Origin of the sequence: Cellvibrio chitinivorans (genome assembly GCF_035117775.1) — a bacterium.
Classification (GTDB): Bacteria; Pseudomonadota; Gammaproteobacteria; order Pseudomonadales; family Cellvibrionaceae; genus Cellvibrio; species Cellvibrio chitinivorans.
Map to the genome: position 1 here is coordinate 789,894 of NZ_JAYKKN010000001.1, position 23,887 is coordinate 813,780.

21 protein-coding genes are annotated in these 23,887 nt (G+C 52.3%); 15 read left to right on the top strand and 6 right to left on the bottom strand.

Annotated features, from left to right (window positions below; all coding sequences use genetic code 11):
- Positions 1-11 precede the first annotated feature (11 nt).
- Together SPL68_RS03365 and SPL68_RS03370 are read left to right on the top strand one after the other, a co-directional pair.
- Positions 12-440: a hypothetical protein gene (locus SPL68_RS03365; protein WP_323813653.1), complete on the top strand. Its 429-nt coding sequence runs from the start codon at positions 12-14 to the stop codon at positions 438-440.
- Positions 437-1,054, top strand: coding sequence for an AAA family ATPase (locus tag SPL68_RS03370; protein ID WP_323813654.1), 618 nt, complete (start codon positions 437-439; stop codon positions 1,052-1,054). Before SPL68_RS03365 ends, SPL68_RS03370 begins: the two co-directional genes overlap by 4 nt.
- A 19-nt stretch (positions 1,055-1,073) precedes the next feature.
- On the opposite strand, the gene SPL68_RS03375 is transcribed toward SPL68_RS03370, so the two are convergent.
- Together SPL68_RS03375 and SPL68_RS03380 are read right to left on the bottom strand one after the other, a co-directional pair.
- The gene (locus SPL68_RS03375; protein ID WP_323813655.1) at positions 1,074-1,415 is read right to left on the bottom strand and encodes a hypothetical protein; all 342 of its coding nucleotides are present in this window, start codon (positions 1,413-1,415) and stop codon (positions 1,074-1,076) included.
- Positions 1,416-1,567: 152 nt separating this feature from the next.
- The gene (locus tag SPL68_RS03380; protein ID WP_323813656.1) at positions 1,568-2,182 is read right to left on the bottom strand and encodes a DNA-3-methyladenine glycosylase I; all 615 of its coding nucleotides are present in this window, start codon (positions 2,180-2,182) and stop codon (positions 1,568-1,570) included.
- A gap of 340 nt (positions 2,183-2,522) precedes the next feature.
- On the opposite strand from SPL68_RS03380, the gene SPL68_RS03385 reads away from it, so the two are divergent.
- Positions 2,523-2,819, top strand: coding sequence for a hypothetical protein (locus tag SPL68_RS03385; RefSeq protein ID WP_323813657.1), 297 nt, complete (start codon positions 2,523-2,525; stop codon positions 2,817-2,819).
- A gap of 55 nt (positions 2,820-2,874) precedes the next feature.
- Here SPL68_RS03385 and ppk1 read toward each other — a convergent pair whose 3' ends face one another.
- On the bottom strand, positions 2,875-4,935 hold the full coding sequence (ppk1, locus tag SPL68_RS03390; protein ID WP_323813658.1) for a polyphosphate kinase 1: 2,061 nt from the start codon (positions 4,933-4,935) through the stop codon (positions 2,875-2,877).
- 285 nt (positions 4,936-5,220) lie between these two features.
- Entirely contained in the window at positions 5,221-5,538 is a 318-nt protein-coding gene (locus tag SPL68_RS03395; RefSeq protein WP_323813659.1) for a DUF4156 domain-containing protein, read from the bottom strand.
- Positions 5,539-5,801: 263 nt separating this feature from the next.
- Between SPL68_RS03395 and SPL68_RS03400 the strand changes: the two genes are divergently transcribed.
- From SPL68_RS03400 to SPL68_RS03425, 6 genes are all read left to right on the top strand, one after another.
- The gene (locus tag SPL68_RS03400; protein WP_323813660.1) at positions 5,802-8,015 is read left to right on the top strand and encodes a di-heme-cytochrome C peroxidase; all 2,214 of its coding nucleotides are present in this window, start codon (positions 5,802-5,804) and stop codon (positions 8,013-8,015) included.
- Positions 8,016-8,260: 245 nt separating this feature from the next.
- Positions 8,261-9,979 (top strand): serine hydrolase domain-containing protein, encoded by a 1,719-nt coding sequence (locus tag SPL68_RS03405; protein WP_323813661.1) that lies wholly within the window; start codon positions 8,261-8,263, stop codon positions 9,977-9,979.
- 2 nt (positions 9,980-9,981) lie between these two features.
- On the top strand, positions 9,982-10,812 hold the full coding sequence (locus SPL68_RS03410; RefSeq protein ID WP_323813662.1) for a CPBP family intramembrane glutamic endopeptidase: 831 nt from the start codon (positions 9,982-9,984) through the stop codon (positions 10,810-10,812).
- Positions 10,813-11,011: 199 nt separating this feature from the next.
- The gene (locus SPL68_RS03415) at positions 11,012-11,344 is read left to right on the top strand and encodes a hypothetical protein (protein WP_323813663.1); all 333 of its coding nucleotides are present in this window, start codon (positions 11,012-11,014) and stop codon (positions 11,342-11,344) included.
- Positions 11,345-11,446: 102 nt separating this feature from the next.
- A complete protein-coding gene (gene uvrD, locus SPL68_RS03420; RefSeq protein ID WP_323813664.1) occupies positions 11,447-13,657 on the top strand; it encodes a DNA helicase II in 2,211 nt (736 codons plus the stop codon).
- Between the two features lie 99 nt (positions 13,658-13,756).
- Positions 13,757-14,911 carry a TRAP transporter substrate-binding protein gene (locus SPL68_RS03425; protein ID WP_323813665.1) on the top strand — a complete coding sequence of 385 codons (1,155 nt, stop codon included), beginning with the start codon at positions 13,757-13,759 and terminating at the stop codon, positions 14,909-14,911.
- Between the two features lie 4 nt (positions 14,912-14,915).
- Here the strand turns inward: SPL68_RS03425 and SPL68_RS03430 are convergent, their stop codons facing one another.
- On the bottom strand, positions 14,916-15,140 hold the full coding sequence (locus tag SPL68_RS03430; RefSeq protein WP_323813666.1) for a hypothetical protein: 225 nt from the start codon (positions 15,138-15,140) through the stop codon (positions 14,916-14,918).
- A gap of 131 nt (positions 15,141-15,271) precedes the next feature.
- Between SPL68_RS03430 and gmk the strand changes: the two genes are divergently transcribed.
- The 6 genes from gmk (at position 15,272) to SPL68_RS03460 (ending at position 22,357) form a co-directional block, all read left to right on the top strand.
- The gene (gene gmk / locus SPL68_RS03435) at positions 15,272-15,889 is read left to right on the top strand and encodes a guanylate kinase (RefSeq protein WP_323813667.1); all 618 of its coding nucleotides are present in this window, start codon (positions 15,272-15,274) and stop codon (positions 15,887-15,889) included.
- Between the two features lie 111 nt (positions 15,890-16,000).
- Positions 16,001-16,252 (top strand): DNA-directed RNA polymerase subunit omega, encoded by a 252-nt coding sequence (gene rpoZ, locus SPL68_RS03440; RefSeq protein ID WP_323813668.1) that lies wholly within the window; start codon positions 16,001-16,003, stop codon positions 16,250-16,252.
- An 82-nt stretch (positions 16,253-16,334) separates the two neighbouring features.
- Positions 16,335-18,449: a bifunctional GTP diphosphokinase/guanosine-3',5'-bis pyrophosphate 3'-pyrophosphohydrolase gene (gene spoT / locus SPL68_RS03445; RefSeq protein ID WP_323813669.1), complete on the top strand. Its 2,115-nt coding sequence runs from the start codon at positions 16,335-16,337 to the stop codon at positions 18,447-18,449.
- A 199-nt stretch (positions 18,450-18,648) separates the two neighbouring features.
- Positions 18,649-19,032 carry a RidA family protein gene (locus SPL68_RS03450; protein WP_323813670.1) on the top strand — a complete coding sequence of 128 codons (384 nt, stop codon included), beginning with the start codon at positions 18,649-18,651 and terminating at the stop codon, positions 19,030-19,032.
- 83 nt (positions 19,033-19,115) lie between these two features.
- Positions 19,116-20,639 carry an FAD-binding oxidoreductase gene (locus SPL68_RS03455; RefSeq protein WP_323813671.1) on the top strand — a complete coding sequence of 508 codons (1,524 nt, stop codon included), beginning with the start codon at positions 19,116-19,118 and terminating at the stop codon, positions 20,637-20,639.
- Positions 20,640-20,773: 134 nt separating this feature from the next.
- Positions 20,774-22,357 carry a mechanosensitive ion channel domain-containing protein gene (locus SPL68_RS03460; protein ID WP_323813672.1) on the top strand — a complete coding sequence of 528 codons (1,584 nt, stop codon included), beginning with the start codon at positions 20,774-20,776 and terminating at the stop codon, positions 22,355-22,357.
- A gap of 111 nt (positions 22,358-22,468) precedes the next feature.
- Here SPL68_RS03460 and lpdA read toward each other — a convergent pair whose 3' ends face one another.
- Positions 22,469-23,887 carry a dihydrolipoyl dehydrogenase gene (gene lpdA, locus SPL68_RS03465; protein ID WP_323813673.1) on the bottom strand — a complete coding sequence of 473 codons (1,419 nt, stop codon included), beginning with the start codon at positions 23,885-23,887 and terminating at the stop codon, positions 22,469-22,471.

Here is a 23,887-nt window from a genome sequence, read left to right on the forward strand (position 1 = left end):
AGAGGCACTTCATGAAAGCTTCAAAAGCGGCCACGCCTGATTCAGGTAAACAAAACATACCCGCTCTCGCTCAATCGGATTTAACCAATTCATCAGGGCTTGTCTATGTTGGCGGCGCAAAATTTGGCCGCAATATCGAAGCTTTATTAGGAAAAATGGAATCCGGGGTCAATGGTTACTGGATCACCTTGAGAAACAAACCAGCAGCCGTAGTACTGTCCACAGATAAATTTGAAGAGCTTGTTTCAATCCGCGAAAAGTACGAAGCCATAATCGACGAACAAACTAAAAAATCCGTCCAATCAGCACAGCGCGAATTTGATGATTTGTTCATGCAAATGCAAAGTAAAAAGTCTGCGGCAGCGATGCGCAACATGGTAAATGTTACAGCAGATAAATTAGCAGAGTCTTACAAGCCAGGAAGGACAGAGACTAAATGATTCTTGCGATAGCCGGTGTAAATGGCGCGGGAAAAAGCAGCGTGCTCGGTGAATATTTACGCAGTGATGGCGGTGTGTATTTTAACCCGGATGAAGCGACAAAATGGTTGCGGGATACACATCCAAAAATGTCGCTTGATGAAGCAAATAGTCTTGCCTGGACGCTGGGCTATGAACAGTTAAAAAAATCCATCGATAACAATTTGGATTATGCGTTTGAAACTACCTTGGGTGGTAATTCAATTTGTAATGAGTTAATTAGAGCGATCAATCTTGGTGTAGAAGTATCAATTCTTTACTGCGGTTTAAACTCGCCTGAACTTCATATTCAGCGTGTGGCTGCCAGAGTAGCTAAAGGCGGGCACCATATTGCGGAAGAAAAAATTCGGGAGCGCTGGGAAAGCTCGATTAAAAATCTCGAACAGCTTATCCCCAACTGCGCAAGTGTCGCCGTGTTTGATAACTCCGCGGAGTTAGTCAATGGCAAGCCCTCACCTGTTAAGTTGTTTGCCTTGTCGGGAAATGATTTTATCGATGAACCAATTCTCGGTATGCCAGCCTGGGCAATTCGCTGCGCGTCCGTCGCAATTAAAAGGCATCTGTCTTCGAATTGATGAGCCTACGGCCGTAGCCTCATCTAACCAATAAAAAAATACACAACAGCGTCGATAAACCGGAAAATCCAAGTGAAATAAACAGCATGGTCTTATAGGCCGCGATTTGTTTTTTTGCATCGGCAGCGGCGGTTTCAAGGCCGAGCATCGCCTGTTGGATATTTTCAGCCAGCAGATGAATAGACTCTGCATTCTTGGTTGCCGCCTCTTGCAACTCCTCAATCTGCTTGGTTACCACCGGATCGCTCTTGGAATCTTCGGTAGGTTTTGGTTTGCGTGTAAATGCGGGAATCGCCGCAGTTGCTACTTGCGCTACGTAAGGTGCGATTGCTTGCAAAAGGGGAAGAAATTGAATTGCCATAGTTGTTCCTTTTGAAATGGTATTTTGACTGCGAAATTAAAGTAATTTTAGCTATCGCTTAACAAACGCTATTCTGCAACCAACTCGTACTTTGCAACTGCGCCACTGTCCGACACAATTTCAAATTGAAGTTTTTCGCCCTTCTCTGTGCGTTATATTTGTTTCGGGCGCTTAAATTGCTTGCGCGCTTGCGCTGCTTTTTTTCTGAATAGGCATTCATCGGCGTGATCATTGATAAGTCCCATCGCTTGCATAAATGCGAAAACAGTTGTTGGACCAACAAATTTCCAGCCTATTTTTTTCAGCGACTTTGAGAGTGCAATGGAAGCTTCAGAAGTTGACGCGGTTTGCGGAGTTGCAAGCCTGCTTGCATCTGGTTCAAAGCTCCAAAAATAGGCGGCGAGCGAACCTGTTTGTTTAACAAGCTCTTGTGCTCTTTTGGCATTGTTAATAACAGCTTCAATCTTGCCACGGTGACGAACAATGCCTGCATCTTGTAGCAAGCGTTCAACATCTGCATCAGTAAATTTCGCCACTTTGTTGTAATCAAAACTGGCAAAGGCAGCGCGAAAGTTATCGCGCTTGGCAAGAATGGTGCGCCAACTTAAACCGGATTGAAAACCTTCCAAGCATAATTTTTCAAACAGCCGGATATCATCATCAACCGGAAAGCCCCATTCATTATCATGGTAATCAATGTAATCAGGAGTTGCCGAACACCAACTACAACGCAATTTTCCATCAGTACCTTTAACGGTAGTGTTCATTGTTAGTTTCCTTTCATTAAGTTGCGAGAAATTTTATTTTTATAGTAAGTAGATTTTAGCTAATCTTATCAATTCAACCCAACACAGGCAGGCTAACAACATAGGACACAGTAAAACAAGTGGATATAGCTCTTCAAGAACGCACACGAATTATTACTCTCACTGGCGAAACTTGAGATGGCTGGTTTGATGGTGAAGTTGTTTCAAATGATTTTATGAGCGGTCGTGCTCAGCTGGAGCAGGATTAAAAATTCGACAAGATTCTATGAGTAAATTGGACAGTAATGCCAAAAATACGGACAAAAAAATTGATTATGAAAAATTTGGATGAAATAAGAAAATGATTCATGAATTAATAGCAGGCATTTTAACTATATCCATCGTTATTGGAATGATATCCAATATCATTTTTGCTTGGCGTCTCTATAAAGATGCTCCGGAAAAGAACAGCATGGGATTTAATAAATATCTAAATACGCTAATGATGGATGTTTCCCCGTTTGATAAATCTCTACTTGTCTATGAAGGTGATCGTTTAAAAATATTTCTTCAGTTCAGAAAGATTATCTTGAGCATTCTTTGTATTTCTGCTGGGTGCTTAATAATATCTATTGTACTTAAAGTAATTAGTGAGTAGTGATCAGTGTAGCGCATTAATGCCCTACACTGACTTTTTAATACACAATTAACAATCACAACATATGCGCAGACCAGCGCTCTAACAAAATCGCTTGCGCGTCTATGGCTTCTTCGCCGGATTTGGGATGGGTGGGGAGGTAGTTGCCGTTTTCTTGCAGCAGCCATGCGTGGGTGTTGTCGGTGAGGTAGAGATGGAGGTCTTCCATCATGCGGTCGCGGATTTTTTTGTGTTTGATCGGGAAGCAGGTTTCTACGCGGTGGTGCATGTTGCGTAGCATCCAGTCGGCGCTGGAGCAGTAGAGTTCGGGGTTGCCGTTGTTTTCAAAATAAAATACGCGGTGATGTTCGAGGAAGCGGCCGATGATGGAGCGCACGCGAATATTTTCTGACATGCCGGGAACGCCCGGGCGCAATTGGCACACGCCGCGCACGATCAAATCGATTTGCACGCCCGCTTGGGATGCTGCGTAAAGTTCATTCACCAATTCTTCATCGTAGAGCGAATTCATTTTGGCAATGATGCGCGCAGGTAAACCTTTTTCGGCATTTTCTTTTTCGGTGCGGATGCGTTTCACCATGCCTTTGTGCAGGGTGAAAGGTGCGTACAAAAGTGCATCCATTTTGGAAGCTTTGCCCATGCTCGATAATTGCAAAAAGATGCGATAAACATCTTCGCCGATTTCTTTGTCGGATGTGAGCAAACCGTAGTCGGTGTAGAGTTTACTGGTGCGCGGGTGATAGTTGCCGGTGCCGAGGTGCACGTAGTAACGCAATTTTTCTGCTTCGCGGCGCGCGACTAAAATCATCTTGGCGTGGGTTTTAAAGCCCACTACGCCGTAAATCACGTGAATACCGTAACGCTGTAAACGTTCAGCAAGTGCGACGTTTTGTTCTTCATCAAAACGCGCACGCAATTCCACAATTGCGGTGACTTCTTTACCGGCTTTGGCAGCGGCGACCAGTGCATCCACAATCGGCGAGTTGGTGCCGGTGCGGTAGAGGGTTTGTTTGATCGCAAGTACGTTCGGATCGGCGGCGGCTTCGCGCAAAAAATCCACCACGCCTTGAAATGAATCAAACGGGTGATGGAGCAAAATGTCTTGTTTTTGCAGCACTTCAAAATAGGAGTTGGTGCGCTTGGGCAGTTTGGGCATGGCCTGCACAAAGGGTTTGAAGTAATACTGCGGGTCTTTGATCAGATCGAACAAATCGCTGTAGCGATTGAGGTTGATCGGGCCGCTGATGCGATACAAATCGCGCTCTTTAATTTCGCAGCGCTGCAATAAAAATTGTTCCAAATCCGGCGGGCAAAAATCGGTTAATTCCAAACGCACTTCATCGCCGTATTGGCGATAGGCGAGTTCACCTTGCACTGCGCGCAGCAGGTCGTCGGTCTCTTCTTCGTCGAGGAAAATATCCGAGTTGCGCGTGAGGCGGAATTGGTAACTTTCGATCACTGTCATGCCGACAAAAATCTCGGCCATAAAGAAGTGGATGATCGAAGAGATAAATACAAAATAGCGTCCGTCATCATCTACCCGGCGCGGCAATTCAATGATGTGCGGCAGTGAGCGCGGCACCTGCACAATCGCGCGGCCGGAATTGCGCCCGAAGGCGTCTTTGCCGTCGAGTTTGACGATGAAATTCAAACTCTTGTTAAGGATACGCGGAAAGGGGTGCGCTGGGTCGAGCCCAATCGGGCTGAGCACTGGCAGTACATCGGTTAAAAATATTTGTTTGAGATAGTGGATCTGCTCGGGCGTCCACTCTTCGCGGCGCATGATGTGAATGCCGTGGGCGTGCAGCTCGGGCAGAATTTCAGTGTTGAGAATGCTGTACTGCTCGGCCACCAGCGCATGGGCGCGCAGCGATATTTCGTTCAGCGTCTGGACTTGAGTCAGGCCGTCTGGCCCTTGGGTGGGCGGCGCGTTGCGCTCTAGAATTTCAACCAGCCCGCCGACGCGCACTTCAAAAAACTCATCGAGGTTGGTAGAAAAAATCCCTAAAAAACGCAGCCGTTCCAGCAGCGGCAAACTGCGGTTGTAGGCTTGATGCAAAACGCGTTTGTTAAATTCGAGCAGACTTAATTCGCGGTTGAAATAGGCGTTAGACACCTTGTACCTCATCCCTTGGACTGTTGAGCGCTAGTTGAGCAAATTGTAGTAGTGGTCTTGTGGTGGTGATATTTGCTAATTGTCAGCAAGGATTATGCTGTAAAAACTCGCGCCAGATTATGTCAGTTGTGTGACAAAAATATGACAGGCATGTTTATCACTAACACTAGCAAAGATTTACGCAGGGCGATGGTGCGGGCAACAACAAAGGCTAAAAAATAGGAGGTTTGGTAAGGGAGGGGGCAGCCTTGGGCGAGCGCCCAAGGCTGCGTAATCAAGGGCTGTTTAGTTGCACTTGTACACATCAAAGCTCTGACGGCCGTCTTGTACCAGCGACACTGGCACTACGGTATCGCCGCCAAATTGGCTGGCTTCGTTGCGCGCCATATTGGTCAGTTCGGTGGCGACTTTCTCCGGTGAGCGTTTCATGGAGCCAACAAAGTTATCTTTCACTTTTACGTTTACGGTGCGAACTTTGTCGCAGCTGCGCACGTTGGCGGCATTGGCAACGGCCACGCTGGCGCCTTGGTCGCTCACTTTTACCCAGCTACAGGCGCTGGTCAGGCTGACGATGGCGGCCAACAGGAGAGTGGTTTTTTTCATAGGTAAATCCTCGCAGTGATCAATCAATAAGCAGGGGAAAAATCTCGCGGCTACACTAATCGCATGACCGATGACTTGCAAGCGGCTCTGATTTACGCGCCATCCAGAATGCCGTCTTATCCCGATTACACCTCGTTAAGAATGTGACTCACTAGCAAATTTTGGTAATGTGCGCTGGGGCACATAACAAGAGTGAGCGATCACTGACCCCGCACCGATCACAAAACCGCTATAGGACAACCGTTAAAGAGGAGTTAACCCGGATGGGCACAATAATAACCGGCCTGCGTCATCTGTTTTCCCGTGTTTTTTCGCGCAAGACCCTGCGCCTTTTATTGAAACTGGCGATCTTTTTTGTCCTTATTCCCATGGCGATTGGCTTGGCCATCGGCAAGATTTATCAGGGTTGGGACGATGACCCGGAGCGCGGCGCCATCGCTATTGAAAACGGCGCCTTTGGCGAAAACTACTCCACGCCGATTTATCTCGACCAGGGTTGGAGCGCTAACGACAGCCTCTGGTACTACAACACCACCCAAGGCTCGGCCTTGATGCCCTACGATTTTTTTATCGCACTGGAACAGAGTGATTCCACTACCCCGTTTCGCGCCAATAGCCTGATTGATAAATATCGCTATCTGCCGCAAAAACCGACTTTTTTTAACCCCGATGGTCTACCGGTTGGCTTTGTAAAAGAATCCTACAAGGGTAATGACTATGTCGGTTTTACCTGCGCCGCCTGTCATACCGGGCAGGTGAATTACAAAGGCCATGCGCTGCGCATTGATGGCGGCCCGTCAATGGCGGATATGGTCGGCTTCCTTACCGATTTGCAAAACAGCATGGCGACAACAATGAGCGACGAGGCGAAAAAGCAGCGTTTTATCGCCAAGGTGCTGGAGCTGAAAAATACCTACAGTGATGCCGATACGGTCGCCGCTGACCTTCAGCGTTGGGAGCGCAAAATCCGCCTGTACAACAACGTCAACTTGTCGAGCGTGGAGTACGGCTATGCGCGGCTGGACGCCTTCGGGCGCATTTACAACCGCGTGCTGGAGCATGTGATAAGCCGCAATCAGTTGCGCGATGTGCTTTTGGGTGTGACCAAATCCGCGACCGATGACAGCGATTTGCTAACGCCGGATCAGGTCGATCTGGCACTGGAAGGCGTTAGTGAAACCATTATTGGCGATTTGCAATTTGCCAAAATCATCGACCGTTTGATGTCGGATAAACCCGGCTATCCCGATCTAACCATGGCGCAGATGAACCGCATCAAGCCGCTGATTTTCAACGAGCCTAACGCACCGGTGAGCTATCCGTTTTTGTGGGACATAGTGCAGTCGGACTATGTGCAGTGGAACGGTTTGGCGAGCAACGGTGGCGTCGGCCCGCTCGGGCGCAATACCGGCGAGGTAATCGGCGTATTTGGCATTCTGGATTGGACTGCGCACAAACGCGGCTGGAGTCTTTCCTCGCTCCTGACTGGCCAAAACAGCAAGAGCTACAAAATCGATTTCAGCTCTTCTATCGATCTGGTGAATTTGTCGCGTTTGGAAACCCACCTCGCGAGTCTGACCTCACCCATCTGGCCGACCCAAAAAGCGGATAACCCGCAACAGGCCGCGGCCAAGGCGATTTTTGACAAGTTGCCGGAATGGCAGATCGATGGCGCCAAGGTACGCCGAGGCCGCACGCTCTATGCGCAGCACTGTGAATCTTGCCATGAGGTGATCGACCGCACCGACCGCGACCGGATTGTGGTGGCTAATATGTCGAGCCTGGATGTGGTGGGTACTGACCGCGCTATGGCGGAAAACAGCGTCAACTACAAAGGCTACGCAGGCAACTTCAAAAATACCTATCAAACCGAAAGTGTGGGGGCGTTGGTGATTAAAGATCGCGCGCCGGTGGTGCAAATCCTTACCGCTGCGACTATGGGCGAAGTGGTGACCAGCCCCGACCCGGACAAATGGCCGCCGCGCCGCGCGTTGGATTGGTTGTACATGATCGCCAAGTCGTTCTTTGATAATAAAATTCAGTCGAGCGTAAAATCTGGCGACTATCAACCGGATACTACTGCGTCGCCCTATCAATCGCTGCTATCCTACAAAGCGCGCTCGCTCAATGGTATCTGGGCCACAGCGCCCTATCTGCACAATGGTTCAGTGCCCAGTATTTATGACTTGCTGCTGCCGGTGAAGCGTGCAGGTGATCCTGAGGATGGCAAATATCGCCCCATGACATTTGAAGTCGGCAGCCGCGAGTTTGATCCGATCAAAATCGGCCTGCGCACCGAGGGTTACGAAGGTTTTACCTTTAATGCATTAAATGAAAAAGGCAAACCCAGACGCGGCGACTCTAATGAGGGGCACGAATACGGTACGGTTCATGCTCCGGCAGTGAATGGCCAGAAACCGGAACCGCTTACCGATGAACAGCGCTGGGACTTGGTGGAGTACATCAAGACGCTGTAAATAGCGCGCGGCCGCAATCAGCGGCGGCAACATTATCGAAGGAAAGACAGCGCCACTCTTGGTTGTATTCTCTTGCTGGATGCAACCAAAGTGGCGTTTGTCTTTCTAGGCATTTGTCTTTCTGGGCATTTGTTAGCGAAAAAATATTTATCAGAAGCAACGTGCCTAAGGCGACGTTCATAAAACTACGGTCACACTAAACTGACCTTTCACGAGTTAATGCTGTAGTTATGTGCTCAACTGTTATGCGATCAACTGTTCTGAAACTAAGAATAAATCGTCTTTGCTTTAACCGTTTGCGACCCTTGGCGGTGCGCACGGCGGGTATTGCACTTGGTCTGATTATCATGGCGCCACTGGCGCAGGCCTCGGGCGAAAAGCGGGTCACTGTGCCCATCGCCCTGCCATTCCAACACGCCAGTAGTGCCACGGCCAGTTCGGCCGCGCCGGAGCAAAATACTTACCAGCCTAAACTCAAGCCGATGGCGTACCAAACGCCACCAACTGCCGAAGTTAAAGCGCTTTATGCATCCTCGGCGGCGGTTTCCTCGGTAGCCGCACAGCCAGTAACCGTCAGTATTCCGATTGTGAATGCTGCTGAAGCCGCGCCAGCACAAACCGCTGCGCTACAAACCTCTGCATTGCAAACCAGTGCACTACAAACTGCGCAACCAGTACAGCAATCCCTACCCCAGCCGGCTCCGAAACCCGTAGCGCAAGCCGTCAGTTCAGCGCCTGCTGCAAAATCAGCGGTACAGCCTAAACCGGCGCCTGCAAAACCTGTTGCAGCCAAGCCTGCACCTACAAAATCGGCTGAGCCTGCCGCAATTACGATTCCGGTAGTGACAACAGCGCCGATCAAAGCGCCGCGTTATCCCGTTGGTCACCCGGAGGAGTTTGTCCCGAATTTTGAAGATTACATCGCCAAAAAAGTTGCGCCCTTTGTACCGGGAGTAGCGGTGGTGATTGTGTCGGGCGGGCAGATTAAATCGCTCAATGGCTATGGTGTACGTCGCGCCGGCACCCGCGAAAAAGTTACACCGGATACGGTATTCCGCCTTGCGTCTCTGTCCAAATCCTTTGCGGGTACCGCCGCCAGCGTGTTGGTCAACGAGGGCAAAATCAGTTGGGATACCACCATCATGTCGGTGCTGCCGGAAGTCGCATTTAAAAATGCGCGCTATGGCAAACAGCTCACCCTGCGTCATGCGCTCGGGCAGTCGTCCGGTTTACCGCGCCACACCTACAGCCATTACATTGATGAGGGCAGAAGCTATGCCGACACGGTGCAGCGTTTGCGCTACGTGAATTTTGTCTGCCCGCCGGGCAAGTGTTTTGAGTACCAGAATGTGATCTACAGCCTCTCGGGCGATATGATCAAAAAGAAGTCGGGCATGAGTTTTGAAAATTATGTCGAGAAGAAGGTGTTTGATCCGCTCGGCATGCGCAGCGCCTCCTACGGTTTGGCCAGTTACAACGCCTCGCCCAATCGCGCTGCGCCCCATATCGCCACCGGTAAACGCTGGATTCCCACCGCGGTGACGCCCAATTGGTATCGTGTTGCTCCGGCAGCGGGTGTGAATGCCAGCATTGTGGATATGTCGCGCTTTCTGCTCGCGCAGATGGGTAAACGGCAGGATGTATTACCGCTATCGGTACTCAACCCGATCCAGTCGCGCGTGACCAAAAATACACCCGCGCAAAATTATTACGGCGTGCGCAAAGGTGTAACCAACACAGCTTATGGTATGGGTTGGCGCGTGTTTGATTACGGCCGCTACAAAAACTTTATCCACCACGGTGGCCATGTAAAAGGCTTCCGTACCGAGATGGTATTCAACCGCGATTTGCAGATCGGCATGGTGTTTTTATCCAACTCCGAAACCCGCCTTGCGCGCGACGTGATCTTCCAATTTATCGACCGCTATGAGCGTGCCCAAGACGCTGCAAAGAAGAAAAAATAACTATGTCGATTAGCTCAGCGATCAACCACCTGCATCCGCGCCAGATTTTGCGCGCGCTCGATGAAATCGACGCGGCGCCATCCTCCTATACGCTCAGCCGTCCGGCGGCGCTGCGGCGAGTGATCTGGGTGCTGGCCTGTGTGTCGGTGAGCCTGTTGATCCTTCACTACGCCAAATTTTCCAGCAATTTACAATTATTACTCAACTCGCTCGATACTAGCTATTGGCAGCGCTTGGAAGCGAGCGGCTGGCTGCAAATGTGTGGCTATCTGTGGTGGACTTTTTGCCATCTGGTCACTTTTATTCTGCTGCCCTTGCTGGTGATTCGCTTCGGATTTAAGCAATCGATGCTGGATTTCGGCTGGCGCTGGAATCAGGTCGGGGTGCATTGGCGCGGCTACTTATTGCTGCTCAGCCCGATTCTGGTGTTTGTGGTGTTGGTGAGCATGGGCGAGGATTTCGTCAATCACTATCCTTTTTATCGCCAAGCGGGGCGCAGCTGGCTGGATTTGCTGCTGTGGGAACTGCTCTATATGAGCCAGTTTGTGTTTCTCGAATTCTTCTTTCGCGGTTTTATGCTCAATGCACTGCGCCCGGCAATCGGCGCCAATGCCATTTGGGTGATGTGTGTTCCCTACATGATGATTCATTTGCCCAAGCTGGCGCTGGAAGCAACAGGGGCGATTTTGTTTGGTCTGTTCCTCGGCATTTTGGCACTGCAATCCCGCTCAATCTGGGGCGGCGTTTTGGTGCATGCCGGTGTGGCTTTGAGCATGGATGTGGCGGCGCTGCTGCGAAAACAACAAATCCCTGAATCATTTTTTCCTTTCTAAATTCCCTCTTATAACCTCCAGTTAATTGGCGATTTTTTAAGCAGTCACCAAGCCTGTAAAATCAATAACTTGTCGCTTAAAAATACCTAAATCGCAAAGCTGGCATTGGCTTTGCCTTTGAATTTGTGTGACTTGAATCACGCTTTTGAGCTGCTAAAGTCTCAGATACTCGAAACACCAATCCTTGGGGGAAGGGGAAATGGCACATGATTATCGGCTCGTTACTATTCAATATTGCTGTGTAATCTTCGCATTGCTGCTGGCAACAACAGCACACGCGACCTTATCTAACTGCACTCAGGCATCGACGGATTCGACCTGTACTCCGGTGATATCGGCCGTTGAGCGCCCGGTGCAAGCACCTGTCGCCAAGCCTGTGGCGCCCGCATTAAATAATACGGCGCACAGCGAATTCCAGATTGGTCACCCACAGAGTACAAACTCCCTGTCTGGAACTGTGTCGCTGCTGTTATTGCTCGGCGCCCTGTTGATTCTGGTCTTGGCTCGCACCAAACGTTTTAACAGCAAGTAATCCCCCGCACCCAACCACCTGTGTGAAACACGCGCAAAACAAGGGTGGTCATATGTATATCTAGCCAGTAAAATTGCCGCTCACTTTTTACTGGCCAAGGTTATGGACGTTTCCCTCCTGTTAGATTCCCTGAACGACGCCCAGCGTGATGCCGTTGCGGCGCCCGCGTGTAATCAGCTTATTCTGGCGGGAGCGGGCAGCGGCAAAACCCGCGTGCTGGTGCATCGTATTGCTTGGCTCATCCAAGTGGAGCAGGTGTCGCCCTACTCGATTATGGCCGTGACTTTTACCAATAAAGCGGCGCGCGAAATGCGTGCGCGGTTGGATGAGTTATTCCATCAGAACGGTCAGCACATCAACACCCGCGCTATGTGGGTGGGCACTTTCCACGGTCTCGCCCATCGCCTGCTCAAAGCCCATTGGCAAGATGCCGGTCTGCCGCAAAACTTCCAGATTTTGGACAGCGACGACCAGCTGCGTCTGATCAAGCGCGTCTACCAAGCGCTCAATATCAGTGAAGACAAATGGCCGCACAAACAGGCGCAGTGGTACATCAACGGCCAAAAAGATGAGGGCCTGCGTCCGCAGCATATTCAGGATACGGGCGATCCATTTGTGCGCACCATGTTGCAGATTTACCGCGCCTACGAAGAGGATTGCCAGCGCGGCGGCATGGTAGATTTTGCCGAAATCCTGCTGCGCGCCCACGAACTCTGGCTCAACAAGCCGCATATCCTTGAACACTACCGCGAGCGCTTCCCGTTCATCCTAGTGGATGAGTTCCAGGACACCAACGCTGTGCAATACGCCTGGCTGCGGGTGCTGGCGGGCAAGACTTCCTGTGTATCTGCCGTGGGCGATGACGACCAATCCATCTACGGCTGGCGCGGTGCGAAAATCGAGAATATCCAGCGCTTTTCGACCGATTTTGCCGACACCAAAACCTATCGCCTCGAGCAGAATTACCGCTCCACCGGCAATATCCTCAAAGCCGCCAACGCGGTGATCAAACACAACTATGGCCGCCTCGGCAAAGAGCTGTGGACCGAAGGCGACAAGGGCGATCCGATTTCGCTTTACGCCGCCTACAACGAGCAGGACGAGGCGCGCTTTATCGTGGAGCGCATCCAGGACTGGGCGCGCAAAGGCCACGCGAAAAAAACCATCGCCATCCTCTATCGCTCCAACGCCCAGTCGCGGGTGCTCGAAGAAGCGCTGCTGCGCGAGGCAATTCCCTACCGCATCTACGGCGGTCAGCGCTTCTATGATCGGCTCGAAATTAAAAACGCCATCGCCTACATGCGCCTGATCAGCAACCGCCACGATGACGCCGGTTTTGAACGGGTGATCAACACGCCTACGCGCGGCATTGGCGGCAAAACCGTGGACGACATCCGCCTGTTTGCGCGCGACCAGGGCTGTTCGCTCTGGACGGCGGCGGAACAGATGGTCAACAAGCGCGTCTTTGCCGCGCGCGCGGGCAATGCGGTGCAATCCTTTTTGACACTGATCGAAAAACTCACGCAGGACGCCAACGCCTTTGACGATCACGGCGAAACCCTCGCGCTCGATGAAATCGCGCGCAAAGTGTTGGATGACACCGGCCTATTAGTGTTCCATCAAAACGAAAAGGGTGAAAAAGGTCAGGCGCGCGGCGAAAACTTGCAGGAATTGATCACTGCCTGTCGCGCGTTTGATGCGGAAGAGGAAGACGAAGCGCTCACCCCGCTGCAACAGTTTCTGGATACCGCCGCGCTCGATGCCGGTGAAACCCAAGCCGATGAATTTGAGGATGCGGTGCAGTTGATGACCTTGCACTCGGCTAAAGGCTTGGAGTTCCCGCTGGTATTTTTGGCCGGTGTGGAAGAGGGTTTGTTCCCGCACAAGATGTCCGCCGACGACCCCGAGCGTTTGGAAGAAGAGCGCCGCCTTTGTTATGTGGGCATCACCCGTGCGATGGAAAAATTATTTATCAGCTACGCCGAAACCCGTCGCCTCTACGGCAACGAAACTTTCAACGTGGTATCGCGTTTTGTGAAGGAAATTCCGGTCGATTGCATTGAAGAAGTGCGCTTAAAAACCGCCGTCACCCGCCCGGTCAGTTTCCAACGCACGTCTGCGCGTGAATCACTGCAAGAGACCGGCGAAGGCACTGGCTTCAAACTCGGCCAACGAGTCACCCACGCCATGTTCGGCGAAGGCGTGGTGCTGCAATTTGAAGGCACCGGCCCCAATGCAGTAATCCAGGTGAAGTTCGAAAAAATCGGCACCAAACGCTTGGTAATGCAGTACGCCAAGTTGCAGGGGCTTTAATTAACGGCTTTATCCTACGCAACGGGTGTAGCCAAGCAAGCGGCACTCGTTGCAAAATTTGCGACAGAAAAAATAATCACTTAAAAGACTAATAACGATATGAGCAATAAATCCATTAACTGGTATCCACTGGTTATCACCCTGTTAATTGCAGCGCTGGCGGCGACCTTTGCGGCGTTGGTGCTGGAAAAATCCAAGCCAACCGTATTGCAAGTAGTGCCTACGGAAGACGGCGCCGCTGTGCCTGCGCGCCAGTATCACTGGAAGATGGTGACTTCATGGCCGAAAAATACCCCCGGTCTTGGTGTTGGTGCCGAGAATATGGCCAAGGTGATTAATGAAATGTCGGGTGGGCGTTTGCAAATTCATGTCTACGGCGCCAACGAGTTGGTGCCGGCGATGGGCGTGTTTGATGCTGTCTCATCCGGCAGCGTGGAAATGGGGCACTCAGGCAGCTACTTCTGGCGCGGTAAGGTGCCAGCGGCGCAGTTTTTTACCTCGGTTCCCTTTGGCATGAACGCGCAGGAATTGTATGGCTGGATCAACCACGGCGGCGGTCTGGAGTTGTGGCGCGAGCTTTACGCCCCGTTTAATTTGATCCCTTTTCCGGCCGGTAATACCGGTGTGCAAATGGCCGGATGGTTTAATCGTGAGATTAATACCATTGAAGATTTGCGCGGCTTGAAGATGCGTATTCCCGGTTTGGCGGGCGAGGTGTTTAATTTGGCGGGCGGCACTTCGGTGAATATCCCCGGCGGCGAACTTTATACGGCGCTGCAAACTGGCGTTATCGACGCGGCCGAATGGGTCGGGCCGGAAAATGACTTGGCCTTCGGTTTCCAGCAGATCGCCAAATACTATTACTACCCTGGCTGGCACGAGCCAGGGCCATCGATGGAATTGATCATCAACAAAACCGCGTTTGAAAGTTTGCCGAAAGATTTGCAGGCGATTGTGACCTATGCCGCGCGGGCGATGAGTCAGGACATGCTCGACAGCTACACTGCGCATAACAGTCGCGCGCTAAAAGAGTTGGTGGAAAATCAGGGCGTGCAGATTCGCAAATTGCCGGATGCAGTGTTGCAGCGTTTCTACGAAATTTCGCAGCAGGTGTACGAGAAGCAGGCCGCCAAAGACCCGCAATTCAAAAAGGTCTACGACTCTTATTCGGCGTTTATGAAAGATTCGGCGGCCTACCAAAAAATTTCTGAGCAGACCTATTACGAGGTGCGCGAGCAATCCGCTGCGCATTAGACATCTAATCGTTTAGCTTGTCGCCCGCAGCGGTAATTTCTACCAGTGTGGCAATGCCGTTGCTGCGCAGTTTTTCCATTAGTTTGGCTAGCTGCTCAACCTGAGCAGCATCCAACTGTTCGCCGTGAATAAACTCCAAACGCTGCTTTTTTACCAGTTCTCGCACATACTCGGGGCGCACGCGCAGACGTTCGGCGGTTTGGGTGATGGAGAGCAATTGGCGCAACATACAAGACTCGCGGGCAGATCAATGAAGTGGATCACTATGCCACATTTAGCCGGTGTGTTCAGGCAAGCTGTGCCATAATTTCCCCTATTCCATTTTTGCTGGAACTACTTTCCTCCTGATTAAGGTTCTTTATGGCTAATCTTGGCACTCTATTTACTGTATCGGCGCCCTCGGGCGCGGGCAAAACCAGTCTGGTTAGCGCGCTGGTGAAATCCAATCCGGAAGTCTGCGTTTCCATCTCTCACACCACCCGCGCCATGCGCCCGGGTGAAGTGGATGGCGTGAATTACCATTTTGTCGATCACGCCACCTTTGAATCCATGCTGGAAAAAGGCGCTTTCCTTGAGCATGCGCGTGTGTTCAGCAATCTCTACGGCACCTCGCAGCAATGGGTGATGGATACTCTGAAGCAAGGGATTGATGTGATTTTGGAGATCGATTGGCAAGGTGCGCAGCAAGTGCGCAAGCTGATGCCAGAGACCGTCAGCCTGTTTATCCTGCCGCCGTCACTGGCCTGTTTGCGTCAGCGTTTGACTGGGCGCGGGCAGGACGATGCAAGTGTGATTGATGCGCGTATGGCGGAAGCGATCAGCGAGATGTCGCACTATGTTGAGGCGGATTATTTGATCGTCAACGACGACTTCACTGTCGCACTGGCGCAGTTCCAGGCACTGATTACCAGCCAACATTTGCGTTTGGCGCGCCAGGCAGAGCGTCATAACCTGTTATTGAAGGACTTGTTGGCTTAATTTTAGCCATGCGCGGTTGGCATACTCATGCCCGCTGACGCATAATAGCCGACCGGATTGCAGCACTGCTGCGTTTACCCACGCGTTTGTTTTTATAGAGCACAGAAAGTTATGGCACGTATTACCGTTGAAGATTGTTTGGATCACGTTGATAACCGTTTTGAACTGGTTATGGTTGGCAGCAAACGCGCACGTCAATTGGCGATTGGTGGTAAAGATCCACACGTAGCGCCAGAAAACGACAAACCAACCGTTATCGCCCTGCGCGAAATCGAAGAAGGTTTTGTTGATGCCAGCATCCTGTTGGAAAAAGATACCTTGCCACAACCTAAACCTGAGCGTGTGTACGACAACGAAATCTAAGTCGTTTTTGATGCCAGTGCCCGCCGTTTTCGATGGCGGGTGTCCCTAACGGGAGCAATCGGCATCTGATCTGGAGAAAGGCGTGCAAACCATTGAGGCACTAAGCCACCGGCTTTCGTCTTATCTCGAACCTTCCCAAATCAATTTGGTGAAGCGCGCCTACTTCTACGCCGAACAAGCCCACGACGGCCAAAAACGTCGCAGCGGCGAAGCCTATATCACCCATCCCCTCGCCGTAGCCGACATTCTTGCCACCATGCATATGGACCATCAAAGTCTGATGGCGGCCATGCTGCACGATGTGATTGAAGACACGGGTATCAGCAAAAAAGCCATCGCTGGCCAGTTTGGCGATTCGGTGGCAGATCTGGTCGATGGCGTATCCAAACTGACTCAGATCGAGTTTGAGTCCCACGCGGAAAAGCAGGCTGAGAACTTCCAGAAGATGGCGCTGGCGATGGCCAATGACCTGCGCGTGATTCTGGTCAAACTCGCCGACCGCTTGCACAACATGCGCACACTGGGCGCTATGCCGCCCGACAAAAAGCGCCGTATCGCCAAAGAAACGCTAGAAATTTACGCTCCCATTGCCCATCGTTTGGGCATGAATGAAGTGCGCTTGGAGCTGGAGGATCGCAGCTTCTACTGCATGTATCCGCTGCGTGCGACCCGCTTGCAAGCGGCGCTCAAAACCGCGCGCGGCAACCGCAAAGAGCTGGTTGAGCAGATCCAGACCTCGTTTGAAAAGCGCCTGCAAAAAGACAATATCACCGCCATTGTGATCGGGCGGGAGAAGCATTTGTTCAGCATCTACGAAAAGATGCGCCTGAAGAAAAAGTTCTTCAAAGAAATTATGGATGTCTACGCCTTCCGTATAGTGGTGGATTCGGTGGACACCTGTTATCGCGTGCTGGGCGTAGTGCACAACCTCTACAAACCGGTCGCGAGCGAATTCAAGGATTACATCGCCATCCCCAAAGCCAACGGTTACCAATCGCTGCATACCGTTTTGGTGGGCATGCACGGGGTGCCGATTGAGGTGCAAATTCGCACCAAAGAAATGGATGAGATGGCTAATAGCGGTATCGCTGCACACTTTTTATACAAGTCCAATAGCGACGAGCCGATCAGCGCCAGCCACAGCCGTGCACGCCAATGGGTGCAAGGGCTGCTGGAAATGCAGAAAAATGCCGGTAACTCCCTCGAATTTATCGAGAACGTGAAGATTGATCTCTTCCCGGATGAGGTCTACGTATTTACACCCAAGGGCAAGATTGTCGAGCTGCCAACCGGCGCGACGCCAGTGGATTTTGCCTATGCTGTGCATACCGATGTGGGCAATACCTGCGTGGCCTGTCGTATCAATGAGCGTATGGCGCCATTGTCCCAGCCGCTGTTGAGCGGTCAGAAAGTCGCGATCATCACCGCGCAGGGCGCCCAGCCGAATCCTAACTGGCTCAATTTTGTGGTCTCGGCCAAGGCGCGCTCGGCGATTCGCCACTATCTCAAACACCAGCGCCATCACCAGTCAGTCACGCTTGGTAAGCGCATGTTGAACCGCGCACTGGCGGAAATTCACGTCGATCTTGAACACATCAGCGACGAACAGCAGCATAAGTTGCTGCATGGTGCGCAATTGGAGTCGATGGATAAACTCTACGAAGAGATTGGCCTCGGCAACAAGGTGGTCTATTCACTGGTCAAGTTGTTGCAGCCGGATGCGGATATAAAATCGCGCGCCGGTACGCTCAACTCGGCGATCACTATCGACTCAGCCGACGGCATGATGATCAGCTTCGCGCGCTGTTGTCGCCCGATTCCCGGTGACCCGATTATCGGCCACGTCAGCTCCGGCAAAGGTTTGGTGATCCATCAGGACACCTGCCGCAATATCGCAGAAATCCGCAATTATCCCGACAAGATCAGCCAAGTGAACTGGGCCGCGACAGTCAGCGGCGAGTTCTTGGTAGATGTGCGCGTCGAAGTGGAAAGCGACCGCGGTATTATCGCCACTCTCGCCACCCGCATTACCGAGCAGGGCGCGAGCATCGAACACATCAACGTGCATGAGCGCGACGCCCACAACAGCGTGATCCACCTGTGCATTGGCGTGCACAACCGCATCCACCTCGCTAACATCATGCGCCGCATCCGCAACCTGAGTTTTGTGATTCGGGTAAATCGCTCGAAAAACTAATCCCTCCCCCGCCTCCCTTTTTCAAAGGGAGGAGCCTGACTCCCTGTAAATGTGGTTTCGGAGTGAAATATATCCTCCCCCCTTTGCCAAAGGGGGATTGAGGGGGATTGAGGGGGATTTTTGAAATAAGAGGATCAAGGGGGATTTTGTTTTATACTCCCCCGCTTCCCGTTCTGCACTCAATAACAAGGGTTATCACATGACCAACAAAGCCATTATTCACAGCGACAACGCGCCCGCCGCCATTGGCACTTACTCCCAAGCGGTAAAGGTAAATCACACCGTGTACTTGTCCGGCCAGATTCCGCTCGATCCAAAAACCATGCAAATGATCGAGGGCGATTTTGCTGCGCAGGCGCATCAGGTATTTAAAAATCTGGCGGCAGTTTGCGAAGCAGCGGGCGGCGGTTTGAAAGACATAGTCAAACTCAACATCTACCTGACCGACTTGGCCAGCTTCCCGGTTGTGAACGAGGTGATGGGCCAGTATTTCCAACAGCCTTATCCTGCACGCGCTGCCGTGGGTATCAGCCAATTGCCACGCGCTGCGTTGATTGAAGCCGATGGCGTGATGGTGCTCTAACATTTATTGATAGCGATAAACCAATAATCACCACTACTACAGCTCTGGGTTGGAAAAACCTTAATAAAAAGAGTGAAGTGATTATGGATCGTCGACAATTCCTCGCGGTGTCGCTCACCTCTGCAGCCTTAGCGGCTTGTGGTGGTGGCGATTCCGGTGGCAGTACCCCAACAGGTAGCTCCTCCAGTTCATCCTCGGTGGCTGATCATTGGTCGCAGTTGGATGACCAGCTCAGCGGTAGCGTGATTCGCCCCGGCCACAGTCGTTACACAAGCCTTGCGCCCGTCTACAACTCCCGTTACGACAGCATCAAACCCGCGGCGGTGATTCGCTGCACCAGCGCGCAGGATGTGCAAAAAGTTCTCGCCTTTTCGCAGGCCAATAAGCTGCCGCTGGTGCCACGCTCCGGCGGCCACGGTTATGCGGGCTATTCCGCCAGCGAGGGCATAGTGCTGGACTTGCAGGAAATGAACGCCATTACGCTGGGCGATGGCACCGCGACTATAGGCGCGGGGGCAGTGCTGGTAGATGTCTACGACCAGCTCACCGTCAATGGTGTGGCGATTCCTTTGGGCAGTTGCCTGTCGGTGGGTATTGGCGGCCTGACGCAGGGCGGCGGTATCGGCATTGTCGACCGCGCTTATGGGCTGACGTGCGACAACCTGCTCTCGGCCGAAGTAGTGCTGGCTGACGGCCAGATCATCACTTGCGATGCCAGCAATCATGCCGATCTCTTCTGGGCGCTGCGCGGCGGCGGTGGCGGCAACTTTGGTGTTGTCACCCAATTCACCTTTAAAACCCACACTACCCGCGACATCACCACCCTTGAGGCGTATTTTGATTTTGATGATTTCGTCGCGGTGATGCGTGCGTTTCAGGCCTGGCCGGAGACTCTGCCCAACCACATTTGGGCGCAGGTGATTCCGGGCTGGGGTGCGCGTTCAACCAAGCCTTCGCTATATGTGCGTGCGTTTTGCATCGGTTCCCAAACCGAGATGAGCAGCCACTGGCAGCAGTTTCTGGCGCTCGCGGGCGTGAGTGCGCTGTCCATGAATCAAGCCACCAACAGCTACCGCAACACTATGCTTGGCAACTGTGCGATCAATACCGCCAGTTGCCATATTCAGGGTTATGACCCAGCGGGCGGCGCCCAGCGCAATGCTTTTGCCGCCAGCTCGGACTTTTTCCATGAATCAATTGATGACGCGGGTTTGCTGGTGCTCAAGCAGGCGATTCTCGACAGTCGGGTGGCCGGTAATTACGGCATGATGATTGTGGATTTAATGCGCGGTGCAATTGATAACTTCGCCGCTGACGAGACGGCATTTATCCACCGTAGCGCACTATTCAGCATCGAGTATTACACCTACTTCCCGACCGGGACGGCCAATGCGACTGTGGATAAGGCGCAGGCGTGGGTCAACAGCTTCCGCCAGACCATGCAGCCCTGGAGCAGCGGCGGCGCCTATGTGAACTACATAGATCCGCTGATCGAAAATTGGGAGCAAGCCTATTACGGCGCCAATTACCCGCGTTTGCAGCAGGTGAAAACGGCTTACGATCCGGTCGGATTTTTTAATATCCCACAGGGGGTGAAAGCGGTTTAATTCCGCTCGCGCTTATTTCGCTTGCCTTTTGCGCGCAGGGGATTGGTGTTTTGGCGATCCTTTCCTAATATTCGATTGTGCTTGTCACGCAATTATCGCTACAGGTTATCCACTATCGGGGAAGGGAAAAGTTCATGCGTAGTCAAACGCTTATCTGGATGTTTGCGGCACTGGTGTCGCTGTTGTCATATCCATCGCTGGCGCAAAAAGAGCTGGATGACGAGGTCCCGTTGACGGTGTCTCTTTGGGGCATTCACATTATGGATGTGCGCGCCCAGTATCACGAGCGCACGCCGGAAGAGCGGGTAGCTAATATCGCGAATAAGATCCGTAATATACCGCTGGCCGATGAGTATCTTATTGAGGTTGAGGAGGAGACCGAAAAGGGCTACGAAGGCGCTTTTATCAAGGTTAATGGCGAGCGGATTTTTGGTGTGCTCTCGGGCGATGCTCCGTCCAATATCCGTTTTAACGAGTATGTCGAACTGGTGCGCAAACGGCTCAATCTGTGGTTGGAGCGGCGCGCCGAGCAGTACCATTTCAAATCTGTTGCGCTATCGATCCTCTACACATTGCTGATGACTGCTGCGTTTGTCGCAGTGGTTTACTGCTTGCGCCTCGGCCAACAAAAACTGCTCACGCTCATCGAAAGCGGCCGCAAAACGCGCAATATTCAGGTAGGTGGCATCTATCTGTTGCCCTACCTACTGCTGCTGTTAACCGGTGTGTTGCGCCTGCTGCTAATCGTGTTTTTGGCGATTGCCAGCTACATGTGGCTGGTATCTGTGCTCTACCAATTCCCCTACACGGTCGCCGCCGCACACAACCTCACTGACTATATTTTTGGCCTGCTGGGCAGTATCGGCAGTGCAATTGTCGCCGAGATTCCGGGGCTGGTGATGGTGGGGATCATCTTCTGGTTCGCCAAGATGATTGCCGACATCATCAAGACGATTTTTATCAAGATCGAACAGGGGCGGATTCGCACCCAAATGTTTGATCAGGAGACGGCCAAGGCCACGCGCCGGGTGTTTCTGATTCTGGTGTGGATATTCGCGCTCATTATCGCCTACCCCTACATCCCCGGTTCCGGCACCGATGCTTTCAAAGGCGTGAGCGTGTTCCTCGGCTTGATGGTGTCGCTGGGGTCGGCGGGTATAGTCGGGCAGCTGTTGGGCGGTTTGATTGTGGTTTATTCGCGCGCCTTCCAGCCGGGTGAGTACGTCAAAATTAACGATGTTGAAGGCGTAGTGTCATCCATCGGGATTTTATCGATAAAGATAAAGACCATCCGCAATGAAGAAGTGACTATTCCCAATGCGATCCTGCTTGGCGCTACCAGCACCAACTTCACCCGGCTGAGCAAAGGGAGTGGCGTCTATCACTTCACGACAGTGACAATCGGTTACGACACACCTTGGCAACAGGTGCACCATTTACTGCTGACGGCAGCCTCGCGTACTGCTGATCTGCGCAAAGAGCCAGCGCCTATGGTGCGCCAAACGGGTCTGAGCGATTTTTATGTGGAATACCGGCTGATTGTGTTTCTCGATGAGCCTATGGAAAAAGTGCGCATCATGTCGGAGTTGCATCAACATATTCAGGATGCCTTTGCCGAGGCCAAAGTTCAGATTATGTCGCCCCACTTTGAGAAGCAGCCGGATGTGGATGTGCTCCCCAAAGACTGGGTCGCACCGGCGGTTGAGGAGAAACCTTAGCTCGGAAATTAGTTCGGATATTAGCTCGGAAAATCGAGCAAACAAAAAGGGCGCCGCGGCGCCCTTTTTGTTGGTTTGGTGTAATAACCTTTGGCGACAACGCCGAAGGTTTTACGCCTTCTTCGCCTTGGGGTTAGGCAAATCAGTGATGGTGCCCACACCTAATTCCGCCGCCAAGCCTACCGACTCATGCAGGGTCGGGTGGGCGTGAATGGTAAGGGCGATGTCTTCTACGCTCGCGCCAAATTCCAGTGCCAAGGTCAGTTCACCCAACAGCTCACCTGCGTGTACTCCCACCAATCCTGCACCCAGCAGGCGATCAGTTTTGGGATCGTAAATCAGCTTGGTCTTGCCTTCACTGCGGTCAGAAGCAATGGCGCGGCCGCTGGCGCTCCAGGGGAATACAGCGGTTTTGAATTCCAGACCTTTTTGCTGGGCTTCTTTTTCGGTCAGGCCAACCCAGGCGATTTCGGGGCTGGTATAGGCGATGGAGGGAATCGCTGCTGGCTCAAAGGCGTGTGGATGGCCGGCGATAGCTTCTGCCGCCGCGTGACCTTCGTGGGTAGCTTTGTGCGCCAACATCGGCTGGCCGACGATATCGCCAATGGCGTAGATATGCGGCACGTTGGTTTGCAGGTACTGGTTGACGGCGATAAAGCCGCGCTCGTCTACATTTACGCCCGCCTTATCGGCGCCGATCATTTTGCCGTTGGGGGTGCGGCCTACGGCGACCAGTACCGCATCAAACTCGCGCGGAACGCTGGGTGCTTGGGCGCCGCTAAAAGCCACGGCGATAGCATCGGCCTTGGCGGTCACTGAATCCACTTTGGTGGAGAGCAATACTTCAAAACGGTCTTTGTTGTACTTGTTGTACACCGCAACCAAATCTTTATCTGCCGCAGGCACCAGCTGGTCGGCAAACTCAACTACCGTCACCTTGCTGCCGAGCGCTTCGTATACGGTCGCCATTTCCAAGCCGATAATCCCGCCGCCAATAACCAGCAAACGGCCGGGAACCGAGCGCAGTTCCAAGGCGCCGGTTGAGTCGAAAATACGCGGATCTTCGGGGATAAACGGCAATTTAACACTGCGTGAACCGGCGGCGATAATGGCGTTGTCAAAGTCGATCAGGGTGGTTTCGCCATCTTTAACGACTTGCAGTTGGCGATCGCTCACAAAGCTGCCGTGGCCTTCCACCACTTTCACTTTGCGCCCTTTGGCCATAGCGCCAACGCCGGATACCAGTTTGCTGACCACCGAATCTTTGTAGGCACGCACCTTGTCTAGGTCGTGACTGACCGAGCCAATACTCAGGCCAAGGTTATCGGCGTGTTGTGTTTCGTTGATCACTTCAGCCACATGCAGCAGCGCTTTGGAGGGAATGCAGCCGACGTTCAAACAGACGCCGCCGAGACTGGAATAGCGCTCTACCAGCGTCACTTCAAGGCCGAGGTCAGCCGCGCGAAACGCGGCTGAATAACCGCCGGGGCCACTGCCGAGTACTACTACCTGGGTTTTTACATTTGCCAT

Bases quoted from the DNA above. Each gene is read 5' to 3' on its own strand.
- SPL68_RS03365 (WP_323813653.1), top strand. From the start codon at position 12: ATGAAAGCTTCAAAAGCGGCCACGCCTGATTCAGGTAAACAAAACATA.
- SPL68_RS03370 (WP_323813654.1), top strand. From the start codon at position 437: ATGATTCTTGCGATAGCCGGTGTAAATGGCGCGGGAAAAAGCAGCGTG.
- SPL68_RS03375 (WP_323813655.1), bottom strand. From the start codon at position 1,415: ATGGCAATTCAATTTCTTCCCCTTTTGCAAGCAATCGCACCTTACGTA.
- SPL68_RS03380 (WP_323813656.1), bottom strand. From the start codon at position 2,182: ATGAACACTACCGTTAAAGGTACTGATGGAAAATTGCGTTGTAGTTGG.
- SPL68_RS03385 (WP_323813657.1), top strand. From the start codon at position 2,523: ATGATTCATGAATTAATAGCAGGCATTTTAACTATATCCATCGTTATT.
- SPL68_RS03395 (WP_323813659.1), bottom strand. From the start codon at position 5,538: ATGAAAAAAACCACTCTCCTGTTGGCCGCCATCGTCAGCCTGACCAGC.
- SPL68_RS03400 (WP_323813660.1), top strand. From the start codon at position 5,802: ATGGGCACAATAATAACCGGCCTGCGTCATCTGTTTTCCCGTGTTTTT.
- SPL68_RS03405 (WP_323813661.1), top strand. From the start codon at position 8,261: ATGCGATCAACTGTTCTGAAACTAAGAATAAATCGTCTTTGCTTTAAC.
- SPL68_RS03410 (WP_323813662.1), top strand. From the start codon at position 9,982: ATGTCGATTAGCTCAGCGATCAACCACCTGCATCCGCGCCAGATTTTG.
- SPL68_RS03415 (WP_323813663.1), top strand. From the start codon at position 11,012: ATGGCACATGATTATCGGCTCGTTACTATTCAATATTGCTGTGTAATC.
- uvrD (WP_323813664.1), top strand. From the start codon at position 11,447: ATGGACGTTTCCCTCCTGTTAGATTCCCTGAACGACGCCCAGCGTGAT.
- SPL68_RS03425 (WP_323813665.1), top strand. From the start codon at position 13,757: ATGAGCAATAAATCCATTAACTGGTATCCACTGGTTATCACCCTGTTA.
- SPL68_RS03430 (WP_323813666.1), bottom strand. From the start codon at position 15,140: ATGTTGCGCCAATTGCTCTCCATCACCCAAACCGCCGAACGTCTGCGC.
- gmk (WP_323813667.1), top strand. From the start codon at position 15,272: ATGGCTAATCTTGGCACTCTATTTACTGTATCGGCGCCCTCGGGCGCG.
- rpoZ (WP_323813668.1), top strand. From the start codon at position 16,001: ATGGCACGTATTACCGTTGAAGATTGTTTGGATCACGTTGATAACCGT.
- SPL68_RS03450 (WP_323813670.1), top strand. From the start codon at position 18,649: ATGACCAACAAAGCCATTATTCACAGCGACAACGCGCCCGCCGCCATT.
- SPL68_RS03455 (WP_323813671.1), top strand. From the start codon at position 19,116: ATGGATCGTCGACAATTCCTCGCGGTGTCGCTCACCTCTGCAGCCTTA.
- SPL68_RS03460 (WP_323813672.1), top strand. From the start codon at position 20,774: ATGCGTAGTCAAACGCTTATCTGGATGTTTGCGGCACTGGTGTCGCTG.
- lpdA (WP_323813673.1), bottom strand. From the start codon at position 23,887: ATGGCAAATGTAAAAACCCAGGTAGTAGTACTCGGCAGTGGCCCCGGC.